The organism is Blautia sp. ZXY-1-B12, from assembly GCF_056339915.1.
Window position 1 is genome coordinate 20730 of record NZ_JBWJVP010000015.1, and the last position, 16316, is coordinate 37045.

General features: G+C 38.8%; 16 protein-coding genes, 1 pseudogene and 1 riboswitch. Of the genes and pseudogenes, 15 read left to right on the forward strand and 2 right to left on the reverse strand.

Going from position 1 to position 16316, the window contains the following annotated elements; genetic code table 11:
- The first annotated feature begins 7 nt into the window (after nucleotides 1-7).
- The 4 genes from AC075L_RS01060 to AC075L_RS01075 all read left to right on the forward strand — a co-directional run bounded on the left by AC075L_RS01060 (nucleotide 8) and on the right by AC075L_RS01075 (nucleotide 3439).
- Nucleotides 8-724, forward strand: a complete 717-nt coding sequence (locus AC075L_RS01060) for a hypothetical protein (protein ID WP_118593018.1) — start codon at nucleotides 8-10, stop codon at nucleotides 722-724.
- 272 nt (nucleotides 725-996) lie between these two features.
- Complete coding sequence (locus AC075L_RS01065; protein WP_118569804.1) at nucleotides 997-1872, forward strand: hypothetical protein; 876 nt, start codon at nucleotides 997-999, stop codon at nucleotides 1870-1872.
- Nucleotides 1873-1949: 77 nt separating this feature from the next.
- Nucleotides 1950-2411 (forward strand): hypothetical protein, encoded by a 462-nt coding sequence (locus AC075L_RS01070; RefSeq protein WP_118569805.1) that lies wholly within the window; start codon nucleotides 1950-1952, stop codon nucleotides 2409-2411.
- Nucleotides 2412-2452: 41 nt separating this feature from the next.
- Nucleotides 2453-3439: an SH3 domain-containing protein gene (locus tag AC075L_RS01075; RefSeq protein ID WP_243100097.1), complete on the forward strand. Its 987-nt coding sequence runs from the start codon at nucleotides 2453-2455 to the stop codon at nucleotides 3437-3439.
- A gap of 129 nt (nucleotides 3440-3568) precedes the next feature.
- Here AC075L_RS01075 and AC075L_RS01080 read toward each other — a convergent pair whose 3' ends face one another.
- Nucleotides 3569-4018, reverse strand: a complete 450-nt coding sequence (locus AC075L_RS01080) for a DUF5684 domain-containing protein (protein ID WP_008706334.1) — start codon at nucleotides 4016-4018, stop codon at nucleotides 3569-3571.
- A 367-nt stretch (nucleotides 4019-4385) separates the two neighbouring features.
- Here AC075L_RS01080 and AC075L_RS01085 point away from each other — a divergent pair, with 367 nt between their 5' ends.
- The 9 genes from AC075L_RS01085 (at nucleotide 4386) to AC075L_RS01125 (ending at nucleotide 12227) form a co-directional block, all read left to right on the forward strand.
- On the forward strand, nucleotides 4386-4577 hold the full coding sequence (locus AC075L_RS01085; RefSeq protein ID WP_118569806.1) for a cystinosin-like protein: 192 nt from the start codon (nucleotides 4386-4388) through the stop codon (nucleotides 4575-4577).
- Nucleotides 4578-4596: 19 nt separating this feature from the next.
- Nucleotides 4597-5055 (forward strand): hypothetical protein, encoded by a 459-nt coding sequence (locus AC075L_RS01090; RefSeq protein ID WP_118569807.1) that lies wholly within the window; start codon nucleotides 4597-4599, stop codon nucleotides 5053-5055.
- Between the two features lie 37 nt (nucleotides 5056-5092).
- Nucleotides 5093-5677: a hypothetical protein gene (locus tag AC075L_RS01095; protein ID WP_118569808.1), complete on the forward strand. Its 585-nt coding sequence runs from the start codon at nucleotides 5093-5095 to the stop codon at nucleotides 5675-5677.
- A gap of 234 nt (nucleotides 5678-5911) precedes the next feature.
- Nucleotides 5912-6045: riboswitch (FMN riboswitch) on the forward strand.
- 153 nt (nucleotides 6046-6198) lie between these two features.
- Nucleotides 6199-6834 carry an ECF transporter S component gene (locus AC075L_RS01100; RefSeq protein ID WP_026649844.1) on the forward strand — a complete coding sequence of 212 codons (636 nt, stop codon included), beginning with the start codon at nucleotides 6199-6201 and terminating at the stop codon, nucleotides 6832-6834.
- Nucleotides 6835-7035: 201 nt separating this feature from the next.
- Nucleotides 7036-7329 carry a nucleotidyltransferase family protein gene (locus tag AC075L_RS01105; protein ID WP_008706339.1) on the forward strand — a complete coding sequence of 98 codons (294 nt, stop codon included), beginning with the start codon at nucleotides 7036-7038 and terminating at the stop codon, nucleotides 7327-7329.
- Nucleotides 7316-7705 carry an HI0074 family nucleotidyltransferase substrate-binding subunit gene (locus tag AC075L_RS01110; RefSeq protein WP_008706340.1) on the forward strand — a complete coding sequence of 130 codons (390 nt, stop codon included), beginning with the start codon at nucleotides 7316-7318 and terminating at the stop codon, nucleotides 7703-7705. The genes AC075L_RS01105 and AC075L_RS01110 overlap by 14 nt, the downstream gene beginning before the upstream one ends.
- 40 nt (nucleotides 7706-7745) lie before the next feature.
- On the forward strand, nucleotides 7746-8360 hold the full coding sequence (locus tag AC075L_RS01115) for an NUDIX hydrolase (RefSeq protein WP_008706341.1): 615 nt from the start codon (nucleotides 7746-7748) through the stop codon (nucleotides 8358-8360).
- Nucleotides 8361-8432: 72 nt separating this feature from the next.
- The gene (locus AC075L_RS01120) at nucleotides 8433-10853 is read left to right on the forward strand and encodes a glycoside hydrolase family 3 protein (protein ID WP_270434985.1); all 2421 of its coding nucleotides are present in this window, start codon (nucleotides 8433-8435) and stop codon (nucleotides 10851-10853) included.
- Nucleotides 10854-10892: 39 nt separating this feature from the next.
- On the forward strand, nucleotides 10893-12227 hold the full coding sequence (locus tag AC075L_RS01125; RefSeq protein WP_022380043.1) for an MATE family efflux transporter: 1335 nt from the start codon (nucleotides 10893-10895) through the stop codon (nucleotides 12225-12227).
- Nucleotides 12228-12304: 77 nt separating this feature from the next.
- Here the strand turns inward: AC075L_RS01125 and AC075L_RS01130 are convergent, their stop codons facing one another.
- Nucleotides 12305-13645, reverse strand: coding sequence for an MATE family efflux transporter (locus tag AC075L_RS01130; RefSeq protein WP_022380044.1), 1341 nt, complete (start codon nucleotides 13643-13645; stop codon nucleotides 12305-12307).
- Between the two features lie 606 nt (nucleotides 13646-14251).
- Between AC075L_RS01130 and AC075L_RS01135 the strand changes: the two genes are divergently transcribed.
- Together AC075L_RS01135 and AC075L_RS01140 are read left to right on the forward strand one after the other, a co-directional pair.
- Nucleotides 14252-15364: an ROK family transcriptional regulator gene (locus AC075L_RS01135; RefSeq protein ID WP_022379994.1), complete on the forward strand. Its 1113-nt coding sequence runs from the start codon at nucleotides 14252-14254 to the stop codon at nucleotides 15362-15364.
- Nucleotides 15365-15706: 342 nt separating this feature from the next.
- A pseudogene (locus AC075L_RS01140) lies at nucleotides 15707-16316 on the forward strand (zinc-dependent alcohol dehydrogenase); the annotation flags it as partial.

Here is a 16316-nt window from a genome sequence, read left to right on the forward strand (position 1 = left end):
GGATATTATGCAAATCTATTATTATTGTAGTTATGAAGGTTCTCCGGCAGGATATCATATTGGTAAAGTTGAAACTTCTTCGTATGATATTGATTTACAGGAACCAAGTTGCGATAAAATAAATCCATTTATACAGCAGTGTTTTGAAAATGGAATAGTCAGAGGAGGATATGGCAAGATTCCCGAAAGTGCAGATACGTATTTCTTATTAAAGAAAAAGTTTACTGCAACAAAGGAAAACGTGAAATATTATATTAATTTTGCCATTGTTACAGATGAGTGGACAGAATTTGAAGCATTAATGCAGAAGGAAAATACAGAAACTGAAATTATAAATAATTATTTGGAAAGCATTAAACCAGATACTCTTTTTTACTTTGGATATCGCATTCAGACGGAAAAAATAAAAAAAATCAGTTCCTGTGGATATGGAAGTATTTTCAACATAAATCATGATTATCTTAATATGGTTAAACAAAAAGACGCAGTGTTTATAGAAACGTCTACAGGAGTTCCGGATATGGAAACATTAGAAAAAAATCTACAATTAAGAAAAAAAATAGATGAGAAGGGGATAGAAAGGTGTAAAATAGCAGAAAAGCTATTTTGTTACAAAAAAAAAACTACGATTTATATGAAGAGTATGATTATAATTCTGGTGATTTTTCTTGGGATAATATGGATAATGAGCCAAAATTTTCTGGAGAATGGAGGAATGAAATAATAAGTGAAGTAAAAATAATAGGAAAAAGAATTAAGAATAGGACTGTTGAAAAAATTAAAGAGAAATTTGAGGAGCAAGAATAGAGTTTATATAACGGGAGAGAAGATTTAATTCTTTTGAACTTCTATTAATTTTTATAGAAGTGTTGCGAACAAAATGGGGAGAAAAGTATTTGGAAATATTTTTCTTCCCGTTTTAGCATAAATAAGTAACACATTGAAGTTCAACTTAGAAAGACGTAAAAAATTATTACTGAGGGAGAAGAAAAAACTATGAAATATTTAATACATACAGAAGGGAAAATTGTTAATTTACAAGGAAAATCGTATAGAGTTAAAGCCTCTACAAAAGAAGAAGCACAACAGCTGGCGAGAGAACAATTTATAGAGGAATATGGTTGTAATGGAGAAATTTATACCAGTAAAGCCATAAAAACTAAAGTAGTTACAGCCGGTTCCATAATCGGTATGCTGATTGCAGTTTTATTATCTTTTATTAACTGGAAATCAGAACATGCAACGATCTCCATAAAACCAGATCTTATTTCAACTGTAATGGCAATTGTGATATATTCAGCTTATGTTATTAGGTTTAAAGGGTTGCAGAGAATGTCAGATTGTACAGATTGGATTTTTTTTATATTGTCAGTTTTATTATTGTCTTCATTTATTCAGAGTATTTTGTCCAGTCGGGAATTTCAAATTCCTATTATAGGGACATATATTGACTGCAGAATGCTTTTTGTATTGGCAATGATTTTATCCTGGCTAGGTTTAAAAATTCTAAGTGTTGGATGTATGGCATTTATAGTTCTTTGTGGATTTTTTAAAATCATAAGCTTGAATGTAGCTATGGGAAATATATGGGGAACCGTTTATGCAATGGGTGCAGCAGTTGGGATTATACTTTATTTGGTGATTGAACCGGCGATTCAGGAGATGCTTCCATATTATCACAAATGTGCACAACGTACTTTTATGGGAATGAAAGACAACATTTATGAGGCTGGGAAAGAGGCCAGATTAGCAGGCGAGAAGCTAACTGATTATGGAAAACAGACAATATCAACTGTAAAAAAACAAAATTGTAAAAAAGAAATATCTAAGACCTCAGACACAAATCATCAGATTCAAGATTCTCAGAAATAAAGTTTACATAATTCAAAAAATGAAAATCAAAAAACAAAAGAAAAAATACAGAAATTTAATTCAACAGGAGAAAATTAATGTGGAAAATAATAGTAAGTATTGCAGTAGCTTTGTTGGTAGCAACATTGATTTTTGGAGGAGGATATGCATGTGGAAATTTGTCTAAAACGAAAGACAAATCAGGTGTAGAAAATGATATTGCTGAAAAAAAAGAAGACGAACGATATCTTACAATCATAAACGAAACAGGACAAATTATAAATGAAGTTTATATTACTGTAGGTGAAGGAACAGAAATTAATGCAGCGCATAAAGTGAATCCTAAAAAAGAAAGTTTTTCAGTAAAAATTCCGGATGACTATGATGAATATTCAATATTTCATGTAACATTAAAGGACAGATATGGATTTTTATATGAAAAAGAAATATCAGATGTAAAAGAAAAGGGAAGAACAGAAGTAAAGTTGACAGAGAAAGATAAGGTTAAACAAAAAGGTGATTGGAAACGAAAGATAGACCAGATTTTTAATGGTGATTGATTATGGAGTATCTATAAAAAGCAATATAGGGAGAAAATATTATGAGTAAAAGGAAAAATTTATTTAAAATATCAATTGTTACCAGTGTGCTACTTTTAAGCAGTATTGCATTTTCTGGAAGTACTGATGTTATGGCATCCAATCCAATAAATTATAAGAATATGCCAGAGTACGCTACATATGAAAGTGTGATAGCAGATGCAGGAGCGACTGAGGGAAATTTAGGTATTTCAGTGGCATTATATGATATTGATCAGGATGGAATTAGGGAACTGATTATCTCACATGGCACGTGTCTTGCAGACTGGGTAAATGATGTTTATACACTGCAAGATGGAAAATATGTAAGTATGATTGGCACAGTGGGAGATCAAGGCATGTTTTATACAGCCCCTGATGGAAATGGGATGTATTTTGTATGGGGAAAACAGGGATGTCAGAGAATTACTCGTGTTACAAAGAGTGGAAATGCTATAACAGAGACGGAGATAGAATCAAGACAGCTTGGTGAGAATGAAAATTATACTGAATTTGATAATAAGATAGAACTCCTTTCGCCATCGGATATTCCGACAGGCAGCAATTCGTATGATGTAGAAGTAACAGCCCCAGATGGCGGTGTAAACATGCGCTGTGGCGCAGGAGTGGAGTATGACAAAGTTCTTCCAGACATAATTCCAAACGGAACAGTTCTGACTGTAACTCAGGAAGCAGTGGCTTCCAATGGAAATTCATGGGGCTATACAAATTATAATGGAACATACGGATGGATTGCGCTTACTCAGGTTACTAAATATGAAGAACCAACAGAAGGTGCTCCGATTCCACATACACGTTATGTGATTAACTGCAATGAAAGTATTACTCTTCGCACAAATCCAGATGTAAATGCTGCTGAAATTTGTCAGATTCCGTTGGGAACAGCCGTTGCTACATTCGGAGATGCCGGAAACGGATTTATTTCTGTGTATTATCAAGGTTCATCTGGATATTGTCTGGCAAGTTATCTGTCTGCTCCAGTGGACTGACAATTCTGATTTTTGCTGTGAAACGGTAAAAGAATATTTTGACAACAGAATTCTATAATAAACTGTAATCTGTATATATGTAAAAATCCTCGGAACGTAAGTTCCGGGGATTTTCCATTTAATATATACTTATTTATCTGCCCCATAATATCTGTCATCGCCGAAGCCAAGGATCAGCATGAAGATTGGCGGTAAGAAAATAAGGCCAATGGCGAATCCTGTGCCTCTGCCAAAAGCTCTTGCAAGCTTAACACTGTACATAATGCTGATTATGGCAAGTATGATTTTGATCAGTACGATGATCATGGAGATCATTAAACTGTCGTTTGTTTCAAGAGTTCCCTGTAAGCAGGAAGATACGATTCCAAGAACCAATGTCAGCCAGAAATATGCAGGTTGCCATGCGATTTTATAAGAAATATAATCGCCATATATTGGAATAATACTTTTCCATCCGGCCTCCCCTGCTTTGGTAAAGATTCTCCAGTTGGCAATGATCTGCAGAAGCCACCATGCGAATGCGATCATCAGATACATACCGCCCAAGAGCATCAGACTGCTGATAGCTATAAGACCCATTTGTGTTCCTCCATTTCTTTTTGTGAGATATGATACAATGTATCATTGGTGTAGATGCGTAGTTGAGAACTATGTTTGTTCTCCTGAAGTATTTATACTAAATCCATTAAAGCATATTCTCAGGAGTTCGTCAATTATCAAAGAAGATTGTAAATTTTATATTTGATAGTTGGCTACGTTACTGTAAGGAACAAAAATAACGTTTGGCCATAAGTGAGAAAACTATTGTTGCTGTGGCGTAAAACATATACTGTCAGTGAATGAAAAGCTGATAAGAGAAGGGTATAATGAGTGTAATAAAGATGAGTGAATTATAACAATCCTCTAAATGAATTACTGAAGATTGTACATAAGTGAGGTGAAAACTATGGCAGCAATACTTATGATCGCTTACATAGCGGCAGCATATTGGGCGACTAATAAGATATGGTGGTCTAAGAAAGTGTATGTTTATTCCAATGCAACATACTTCTACATGACACGTTTTATTATCTGTATGGTTGCAGGATTTGTGACAATACCCATTGCACTGCTGCTGACATTGGTCGGTAAAAAATGAAATAAGAGGGGAAAGTAATATGGAAGCACTGGAAACTCAAGCACAGGCTACACAGGAAAAAGAAAATGCTGTGACAAAGCAGAATATGAAGTATACCATGAGTTCTTCAAGAGGAATTTATTTATCGTGGCTGACGGGAAGGATTTACAGCACAATTCTTGCTGATCACGAAAAGCTGACTATAGATATAAGGCCGGTAAAGAAGAATATGATTCCTGTGATTTATTATGAAGATATTACGGCAATACTTATGAACTACAAAATACCAGGATATTATATATTTTTCATTTGTCTGGCAGTGATTTCCTGTTTTTCCAATCCTGGAATGATTGTATTTGTTTTTCTGTTTATATGGGCAGGCTCTAACCGTAAAATAACAATATGTCTGAGAAGCGGAAACAAAGCAATTATATATGCAAGAAGAAAGAAAATAGCTACAGCATTTGTCGAGGATATTAAAGAAAGAGCGAAGATATAATTAACAGTAAATGTTACAAAAGAAAAGGGGGATAACTATGGCAGCAAAAACAATTATGAAAAGGATTGCAATAGCAGCATTATCAGCGGTTATTTTACAGGGAGTAACGCCTCTGGACAGTTTAAATGTATATGCCTCAGAGAATACAGGTGCAAGCTATACAGCACTGGATTTGTATACATATATACAGGATCAATGCAGTACAGAGTATACATTAACGGAGAAGGCGGAAACTTTTCTGGAAGAACATGATGATCTTTTCCCTGCTTCACCAGAACTGGTAATACCGGATGAAATGATAGATGCAGAACTGGATTTTCGCCATATCAACAAAAATCCATCCAGATATGGTGATAAGCTGATGAGAATTTCGGACGCATACGTAATACAGGTTCAGGAAGAGGAAATGGAAGAAGGACATTATCTGACATGGCTAAATCTGATAGATGGAGAAGAACAGCAGTATTCTGTTTATTATAATGGAGAATTGGATGATGTTTTCGAGGATGATACAGTAGAAGTAACCGGTCTGCCGCTTGGAACCAGTTCATTTGAGAATACCGAGGGTGGAGACACGCTTGTTGTTGTATTAGCGGGTTGTAGGGTTAACAATATTGATTAAATGGGTTACTGTTCACTGGTAATATCCCGCGAGGTGTTTTTTGTGAGCGAAGGTCACAGAAAACCCGAGATATACCGCGCGAATTTATGCGATTAGCATAAATTCTGTGCATCGCGAAGCGTGTTACTGAGAACGGAGTGAACAGTAACTTAAATGGAAATAAAACTCAGAAAAAAGTCACAAATGATATTGAAATAAATGCCTGTATGTAGTATAATCAGACGCAAATAAAAGAAAATTCTTCGGGGTTGTGGTGATCAGCATCAGCTGAGATTCCCTACCGGCGGTTATAGTCCGCGACCCGCTTAGGTGGCTGATCTGGTGGAATTCCAGAACCGACAGTATAGTCTGGATGAGAGAAGAACACGCGATATTTACCATACGTGCTCATTACCCCGGATATGATCCGGGGTTTTTTATATGTTGAAGAGAATCTTCATTATATAAAAAGCTTGTGGAATTTTCTTTTAACAGGATATGAGACATATCCATAAAGAATAATTTCAAAGGAGAGAAACAGTATGAGTGAACAGGTATTAAGAAATGGAAATGCGATGGCGAGGAGTAAGACGAGAACCATTACACAGATAGCCATGCTTGGCGCTATCGCAGGAATTTTAATGAATCTGGAGTTTCCGCTTCCTTTCCTGGCACCGACTTTTTATCAGCTGGATTTTTCAGAAATCCCGGTACTGGTTGGCTCATTTGCAATGGGACCGATCGCAGGTGTACTGATCGAGCTGGTGAAAATTCTTGTGCATCTGGTAACAAAGGGCTCTATGACAGCAGGTGTAGGCGATGTGGCAAACTTCATTTTTGGATGTACATTTGCAGTCCCGGCAGGTCTGATCTACCGCTATAAATCTGTTAAGAGCAGAAAACATGCAGTGATCGGAATGGCAGTTGGAACCGTACTTACAGCAGTAGTTGCATGCTTTATCAATGCATTCGTGTTACTTCCGGCATACGGAAAGGCTTTTGGAATGCCGGTAGAAGCATTTATCGAAATGGGAAGTGCAGTACACAGTTCTGTAAATAATCTTCTTACATTTGCAGCAATGATCATTTTCCCATTCAACATATTCAAATATGCTCTGACATCCCTGATCGTATTCCTGATTTATAAGAGAATCCGCGTGGTGCTCAAGGGAGATTGATTTTATATCTGATAAAGAATAAATAAATTGGCAGTACAATAAATAAAAAAGAAGAACAGCCGTATGATGAAAAATCTGCGGCTGTTCTTCTTTTTATGTGTAAAAAATAATTACGGAAATTGTCAGACAGACTTAAAAAAGATACGATAATATGGTAAGATAAAACAGACGATATAAACATCGGAATGTGAGGTTTATAAAATGAATGATACAGGAATCAGACCGGAAGTTATAGAAGAAATCCGAAACCTTGCGCAAAAATATGATATTGAAAAAGTAATTCTTTTTGGTTCGAGAGCAAGAGGGGATTTCAGAAGAACAAGTGATATAGATATTGCAGTCACAGGAGGAGATTTTGCAAGGTTTGCGTTAGATGTGGATGAAGAGACAAGTACTCTTCTGGAGTATGATATTGTAAATCTTGATCGTGACATGCAGGATGAATTAAGAGAATCTATAGAGAAGGAAGGGAGGATTTTGTATGAGAAAATATGAGAATTTCTGCAATGCACTGTCTAACATGAAAGATATTTATAATTATGAAGAACCATATGATAATGTAGTGATTACCGGACTCGTAGGATTGTATGAAATTTGTTTTGAGCAGTCATGGAAAATGATGAAAGAAATACTGGAGATTCATGGATATGCAGAGGGAGCAACAGGTTCACCGAAAATCATTCTGAAGACTGCCTATAAAGCAGGAATGATAAGAGATGAGGAGCAGTGGCTTCGTGCATTGCAGGCAAGAAATAATGTTACACATTCTTACAATCAGAAAATTGCGTTAGGAATTATAGCTGATGCAAAAGAAGAGTTTTATCAGATGTTTTGCGAACTAAAAACAGAGATAGAAGAAAATTGGCTGTAATAATCAGCGAAGGTATAGAAAGCGAAAGGAAGTATCCATTATGGGACAGATACACAATATTGAAAAACTGACAGATTGTAAATTTTTAAATTTGTACCATTTAAATGCAACAAGCATTCACAACACTCCTGTGTCATATTTCGTGGCATCCCGTGCGAAGAGTATTAACGAATTAAAGATAAAAACAGGTAAAAACACTCCGGATGGCGTGATCATTTACAGTCTTTATGGGGAAAAGAGAGACAGAGTTGTATTAGTACGTCAGTACAGATACGCAATTGGCGGATATATCTACGAATTCCCGGCAGGTCTGGTAGAATCGAACGAAGAATTCCATGAGGGTGCAGTAAGAGAAATGTACGAGGAAACAGGACTGAAATTCACACCGCTGAAAGTAGATCCTGCATTTGAGAAACCTTATTTCACAACGGTTGGCATGACAGATGAATCCTGCGCAACTGTTTATGGATATGCGGAAGGTGAAATCAGTAAAGATGCACAGGAAGACACAGAGGAAATTGAAGTTGTACTTGCTGACAGAGAAGAAGTAAAGAGGATTCTGCGTGAAGAAAATGTAGCGATCATGTGTGCATATCAGCTTATGCATTTCCTTCAGGATGAAGAACCTTTTGCATTTTTGAAGGAAGAACTTTAACCAAATCAAGCAAGTAGCGAAGCGGATGATTTTATCTGCTTGACTAAGGAGAATTAAAGGAGAATTAAGATAATGGCAAAATGGCAGAGAAGCTTCTTCCAGCCTGTGCTTCCGCTGGGAGAAGATGGACGGAGAGTTACAGGAAGTAAAGAACACATTGCACTTTCCAGAATGGCAGCAGGAGAGGGAATGGTCCTTCTGAAAAATGAGAAAAATGCACTTCCGATTCGGAGAGGGACGAAAGTCGCACTCTTTGGTAAGGGTACTGTAGACTACGTAAAAGGCGGCGGAGGAAGTGGCGATGTAACTGTAGAATATATCCGTAATCTTTATGAGGGCATGAAGATTAAAGAGGATGAGGGAAAAGTAGAAGTTTTCGATAAACTTGCGAAATATTATGAGGAAGACATTCAGAAACAATACGCAGATGGTGCAGTACCAGGTATGACAGTTGAGCCGGAGCTTCCGGATGAACTTCTGAATGAAGCGCGAGAATATACAGATACTGCAGTAATTACCATTTGCCGTTTTTCAGGCGAAGGATGGGACAGAAAATGTGAAGCAGCACAGGATGGATACGTTCTTGACGGAGAGGAAAAAAGAAACTCCGAGTTGTCAGCGAAGATTTTTGAAAACGGTGATTTCTGCCTGACAAATGCAGAGAATGCCATGGTAGAGAAAGTAAAGAAAGCATTCCCACATGTAATCGTAGTGATGAATGTTGGCGGTATCGTGGACACGAAATGGTTCAGAGACTGTGATGAGATCCAGTCAGTACTGATGGCATGGCAGGGCGGTATGGAAGGTGGTCTTGCAACAGCAGATATACTTTGTGGTGATGTTAATCCATCCGGTAAATTATCCGATACTTATGCAAAAGATCTGGAAGATTATCCATCCACAGCAAACTTCCATGAGTCTGCATTCTATGTAGATTATACAGAAGATATTTATGTAGGATACCGTTACTTTGAGACAATTCCGGGTGCAGCGGAGAGAGTAAATTATCCGTTTGGATTTGGACTTTCCTACACAGATTTTGACTGGAAGGTGACTGGTGCTTCCGAAGAAAACGGTGTGATCACAGTTCTTACTGAAGTAACCAATACCGGAAAAAAAGCGGGAAAAGAAGTTATCCAGCTCTATTACGGAGCACCACAGGGTAAACTCGGAAAGCCTGCGAAAGTGCTGGGAGCATTCAAAAAGACCAGCATTCTTCAGCCGGGTGAACGCCAGATCCTTACCCTGAAAATTCCTGTGAATCAGATGGCATCCTACGATGATCTGGGAAAAGTATGCAAATCAGCCTATGTTCTGGAAGCAGGAGAATATGCAATCTATATTGGTACAAACGTAAGAGATGCAGCGAAGATTGACTTTACATATGTAGTAAAAGAAGATACAGTAACTGAGCAGTTAAGCCGGAAGGCAGCACCATATCATCTTCAGAAACGTATGCTTGCGGACGGTTCTTATGAGGAACTTCCACAGCGTGAATATGTGGAAGAAGAAGGACTTCCGAGACAGGATAAATATGCCATTGGTCTTCCATGCCCTGATACAAGAGGACAAAAAGGAATAGACTTTCTTGATTTTCTTGATTCCAAGGGAGTTCGCTTCTCTGATGTAGCAGATGGTAAAATGACATTGGATGAGTTTATGGATATCCTGACATTGGATGACTGTATCAATCTCCTTGGCGGACAGCCAAACACAGGATGTGCCAATACATTTGGAATGGGAAATCTTCCGGAATACGGAGTCCCGAATGTGATGACTGCAGACGGACCAGCCGGACTTCGTATTCTTCCGAAATGCGGAGTGAACACAACTGCCTGGCCATGTGCCACACTTCTTGCCAGCACCTGGGATGAAGAACTGGTAGAGAAAGTTGGTAAAGCAGGAGCGGAAGAAGTAAAAGAAAATAATATCAGTATCTGGCTTACTCCTGCCTGCAACATTCACAGAAGCCCGCTCTGTGGCCGTAACTTTGAGTATTATTCTGAAGATCCGTACCTTGCAGGAAAGACAGGTGCAGCTATGGTAAGAGGCATCCAGTCTCAGCATATCGGAGCAAGTGTGAAGCATTTTGCAGCCAATAATAAGGAGACAAACCGTAAGGATTCTGATTCCAGAGTATCAGAGAGAGCACTCCGTGAGATTTATCTGAAACAGTTTGAGATCATTGTAAAAGAGGCTCATCCATATACAATTATGTCCTCCTATAACCTGATCAACGGCATCCACGCTTCAGAGAACAAAGAACTCCTGACAGGTATTCTCCGGGATGAATGGGGATTCGACGGAATGGTTACAACAGACTGGTGGACATTCGGAGAACACTATCGCGAAACAAAGGCAGGAAACGATATCAAGATGGCAGCAGGATATCCGGAACGCATAAAAGAAGCATACGAAAAAGGCTTTATTACCGAAGGAGAGATCCGTCTCAGCGCAAGAAGAATCCTGAATATGATTCTGAAAATTGACTGATGAGTATCACTAATATTTTATACAGGAGCAAAAAAGATAATGGATGAGCGTAAACGAAGTTTAAGAAAAGAAATAGTCAGGCTGGCACTTCCGATCGCACTTCAGCAGTTCATGACAGCCCTGGTCGGAGCATGTGATGCGATCATGCTGGGAAAGTTAAGTCAGGATGCCATGTCAGCCGTATCACTGGCTACACAGGTTACTTTTGTATTTAATCTGTTTATGTTTGCATTTATGGCAGGCGAGAATATGTTTGTGGCACAATATTATGGGAAAGGGGATTACACAGGTATTTCTCAGGTGTTCAGCCTTGTGACAAAGATTTGTGGATGTATTGCAGTAGTATTTCTGGCAGGAACCCTTTTCTTTCCGGAACAGCTCATGAGAATCCTGACAAATGAGGAAACTCTGATCGTTCTGGGAAGTGAGTATTTAAGAGTCATCGGCATTTCCTATGTGTTTTCGGGAATTGCACAGACTTTCCTGGCAATCATGAAGAACTGTGGTGCAGTAAATATGAGTACCCTGATCAATGGGGTTATGGTAATTCTCAATATCGCATTGAATGCTGTTTTCATTTTTGGCCTGTCCGGCTTCCCGAAGATGGGGATTAAAGGTGCTGCACTGGCAACCGTACTTGCAACAGTTGTGCAGTTCCTGTGGAGTGTTGGTTATGTATTGTGCAGGATCAGAGCTGTGAAATTCAGTCTCAGAAGCTGTGAGAAAAAGTTATTTGGCCGTTTCTGGCAGAAAACAGTTCCGTTACTGATCAATAATCTTGCATGGGGAATAGGTTTTTCCATGTATTCTGTGATCATGGGACATCTGGGAACGGATGCTGTTGCCGCCAATGGAATAGCGAATATTTCCAAAAATCTTGTTGTATGCTTCTGCCTCGGACTTGGAAATGCAGGCAGTATCATAGTGGGAAACCGTCTTGGTGCAGACCGTCTGCAGGAAGCAAAAGAGGTAGGCGAGACACTTACCAAAACTGCGATTATTGCAGGAATTGTATCAGGCCTTGTCCTGATTGCCTTATCCCCATTTATCACAAAAATGGTAGATCTCACCCCGACAGCCCGCGGATATCTGCAAAAAATGCTGCTGATCTCTTCCTATTACATCGCAGGAAAATCAGTAAACTGTATGACAATAGGAGGAATCTTCGCAGCAGGCGGAGACTCCAAATTTGGAATGCTGTGTGATTCTGTAACTCTGTGGTGTATCATTGTTCCTCTGGGATGCATCTGCGCATTTATCCTGAAACTGCCGGTTATGGTTGTCTACTTTGTACTCAATTTGGACGAGATCATTAAACTGCCGGTGGTCTATAAACATTATAAGAAATATAAATGGATTAAGAATCTTACATAATTTTCGCTGTACCAGGATCGACTGATCAAAAAACAGGCACATATACCGGATATCCGGGATTATGTGCCTGTTTTGTCTTAATGATATTTATGCATCCGTACATAATAGCTGATGCATAAGATCACAGTGGCTCCGCTCCATGCTGCAATCTCTGCAAAGAAAATACCGTCCTGTCCGATAAAATGGGGAAGAATCAGTGCAGCACTGATACGCATGACAAATTCAGCCATACCACTTACCATAGGCATTAAGGTATCTCCCAGCCCCTGAAGTGCAGATCTGTACACGTACAGAAAGTACAAAACCCAGAGCATGGCAGCCATAATAGAAAGGTATTTAAAAGCAATTGCCAGTACCTGCTGTGTCTGCTGCGGTTCACCTGAGATGAAAAGTGAGAGAATATTTTTTCCAAATAAAAACATGGCAGCAGAAATGATCAGTGAGGTAAGCAGGGAAAGCAGCATACTGCTGCGGACGCCTTTTCTGATCCTGTCAATCTTTCTGGCTCCCAGATTCTGACCCACATAGGTAACGATGGCATATCCATAGGAAATAGCAGCCATTTCCAGCAGACCATAAAGCTTGTTTGTAGCTGTAAATCCTGCTACAAAAAGGAAACCGTAGCCATTGATCACATACTGGACTACCAGACCGCCCACACCGATGATGATATTCTGGAATACAACAGGAATACCAAGCTTCATCAGGCGGGCATTCATGCCGGAGGCAGGCATAAAATCTGCTCTGGTCAGATGAACGATATCAATTCTGCGTAAAATCAGGAAACAGTAAACAGCGGAGAAGCTCTGTGCGATCACAGTTGCGATTGCTGCTCCTGCCACACCCCATCCGAAGCCTGCCACAAAAAGGATGTCCAGTGAGACATTCAGCACAGATGCGATGATCATTGCGGTCAGCGGTGTTTTACTGTTTCCCATAGCCCTTAGGGCAGAGGCAAACATATTATAGGCTGCTGTGGCGGGGATTCCACAGAAAATGATGCGCAGATATAACAGAGACATTCCGATAATATTGGAAGGTGTATGCAGCCCGGTTAATACCAGCGAAGCAAATGACTGGCTGAGAATCAATACTCCGGCTGCGATGAATGCGGTCAGCCGGTAACTGTGAGCCAGAGATTTACGCAGATTGTCGAAATCCTTTGCCCCATAATACTGGGAGAGTTGAATAGAAAATCCCTGAGTGAGTCCTGTGGATATTCCTGTGACAACCCACATCAGAAAGTCAACAGCACCCAGTGCGGCAAGAGCCTCCACACCTGCAACCTGGCCAACAACCATGGTATCCACCATTGTATAAAGCTGCTGACAGATATTTCCCAGCATCAGTGGAATTGCAAAAAGAATGATCAACCGTCCCGGTGAACCGGAGGTCATATCCTGAATCTTGGTTTTCATTAGTATAAAAGTTCCTTTCCGGAGCATATTTGAAAAAGTTTAGAAATGATTATTCGAATATGCCCTGATATTTACATTAATAATTTGTAACTATTCAGTAGTCTGCTATCCCGCGAGGTGTTTTGGCACGTAAGTACCAAAATCCCGAGACATACAAGCCAAAATGCCATCACCGCAGGTGATTTTTAATGCATTTTGGCTCGTAACTGTGAAGGTACTGAACAGTTACGATAATTTTATATCATTAACGTGAAAAATGAAATATAATATTTCATCAGAATGATATAAATTTATCTGTTATGTTACTGTTCACACGCCGCTATCCCGCGAGGTGTTTTGGCATGAACATGCCAAAATCCCGAGACATACAGCGCGAATTTATGCGATTAGCATAAATTCTGTGCATCGCGAAGCGTGTTACTGAGAACGGAGTGAACAGTAACTCTGTTATTGTAGATATATTAACTGAATCAGCTGAATAAGTTAAGTCCCCTGCCTCAATTGCAAAAAGCAACATACTCTGTAGAGACAATGGCTATTTACAAATATGACAATAACAGGTATCATTCTTTTATAAATACATTAATAAAAGAAGGTAGAAACAGAATGAGCGGACTGGAAAAGAAATTTGCTACGAAATCAAAAATCGTAAATTATATTATAAATAGAGAATCCACATCAAAAGTGGAAATATCCAAAGAACTGAATCTGAGTATGCCAACAGTTCTGTCTAATGTAAAAGATTTATTGGAAAAAGGTATCATAATAGAAACTGGAGAATATGAATCCACAGGAGGAAGAAAGGCTAAAAGTATTGGAATCAATCCATCCTATCGTTATGCAATGGGAATTGTGATCACTGCAAATCATCTGGGAATGGTGCTGGTAAATCTGAAGTATGAGATTGTGAAATCAGAGCGGATCCGTCTGAAATTTGTATCTGATATGTCATATTGCAGTCAGGTGGCAGATTTTGCGACGAAATTTCTGAATCATATGAATGATGCAGAACAGAAAGAAAAGCTTCTGGGTGTTGGAATCTCTATTCCGGGAATCATTAATCAGGAGCAGAAACTGGTGATAAAATCCCACGCACTGAAACTTGAAAACTATAGTCTCAGTTTTCTGGAACAGGCATTTTCTGTCCCGGTTTATTTTTCAAATGATGCCAATGCGGCAATGATGGCAGAAGATATGAACACCTATCAGAATGCAATTTACCTTTCGTTGAATCAGACTCTTGGCGGTGCATTTTGCATAAGGGGAAATTTGTTTTCCGGAGAAAATCAGAAGGCCGGAGAATTTGGACATATGATACTTGTACCTCAGGGCCGCAAGTGTTATTGTGGAAAATCAGGTTGTGCAGATGCTTATTGCGCTGCAGGCGCACTTGTTGTTGAGTCAAAGGATTCTGTGGAACAGTTTATGCAGCTGCTTCAAAACAATGATGAAAAGGCAGAGAAAAAATGGGAAGAGTATCTTGATTATCTTGCAATTCTGATTTCAAACCTGCGCATGGCATATGATATGGATATCATTCTTGGAGGTGAAATGGGTGGATATCTCTCAGATTATATGATACCTCTTGGGGAAAAAGTAATGAAGTATAATGGATTTGATCATGATCTGAGATATCTGAAAAACTGTTCTTATAAGAAAGAAGCCTCAGCTGTAGGTGCAGCAAAGCATTTCTTGCAGGATTTTATCGGAAAGATATAGCCGATGGCATTCTTGAATCACTGATGATCTGCTGATATACCATATTAAACAAATATCTGAATATAAAAAATACCCTGATTACAACAAAGAAAGGTTGTGATCAGGGTATTTTGTTATTGTGCGGGAATTCAGCAGATAATTATGAGGAGTGTTATAGTAACATCTGCATAAAAATAAAATCTTTACTTTGTGCAACTGGTAGAAATGAGAAATATTTTTAAATGTTTATTGACAAATTTAGCGATTTGAATAATAATGTAATTACTTTAATAAAACATTTAATAAAAGTTAATAAACAACTAGAGGTTCAAAGTACATTCAACAAATAAGGAGGAAAATATTATGTTACAGCAGGTTATGACAAATCCAGGAGAAATTTTTTTCAGAGAGGTTCCCGTACCAGAGATTAAAGACAACCAGGTTTTGGTTAAGATTATGAATATTGGTATCTGTGGTTCTGATATCCATGTATATCACGGAAAACATCCTTTTACAAAATATCCGGTAACCCAGGGACATGAAGTATCAGGAGAAGTGGTAAAAACAGGTGATGCAGTAACAGAATTTCATGTGGGACAGAAAGTAACAATTGAGCCACAGGTATATTGTGGACATTGTTATCCATGCCGTCACGGAAAATACAATCTCTGTGAAGAGCTGAAAGTAATGGGATTCCAGACAACAGGAACTGCATCCGAGTACTTTTGCAGTTGATGCATCAAAAGTAACACCGATACCGGAAGATATGTCTTATGAAGAGGGCGCAATGATTGAGCCTCTGGCAGTAGCTGTTCATGGTGTTAAACAGATGGGCGATGTAACAGGAATGAATATTGTGGTGATAGGAGCCGGTCCGATCGGAAATCTGGTAGCGCAGTCTGCAAAAGGGATGGGAGCAGCTAAAGTTATGATCACAGATGTCAGTGATCTTCGTCTGGAAAAAGCAAAAGAG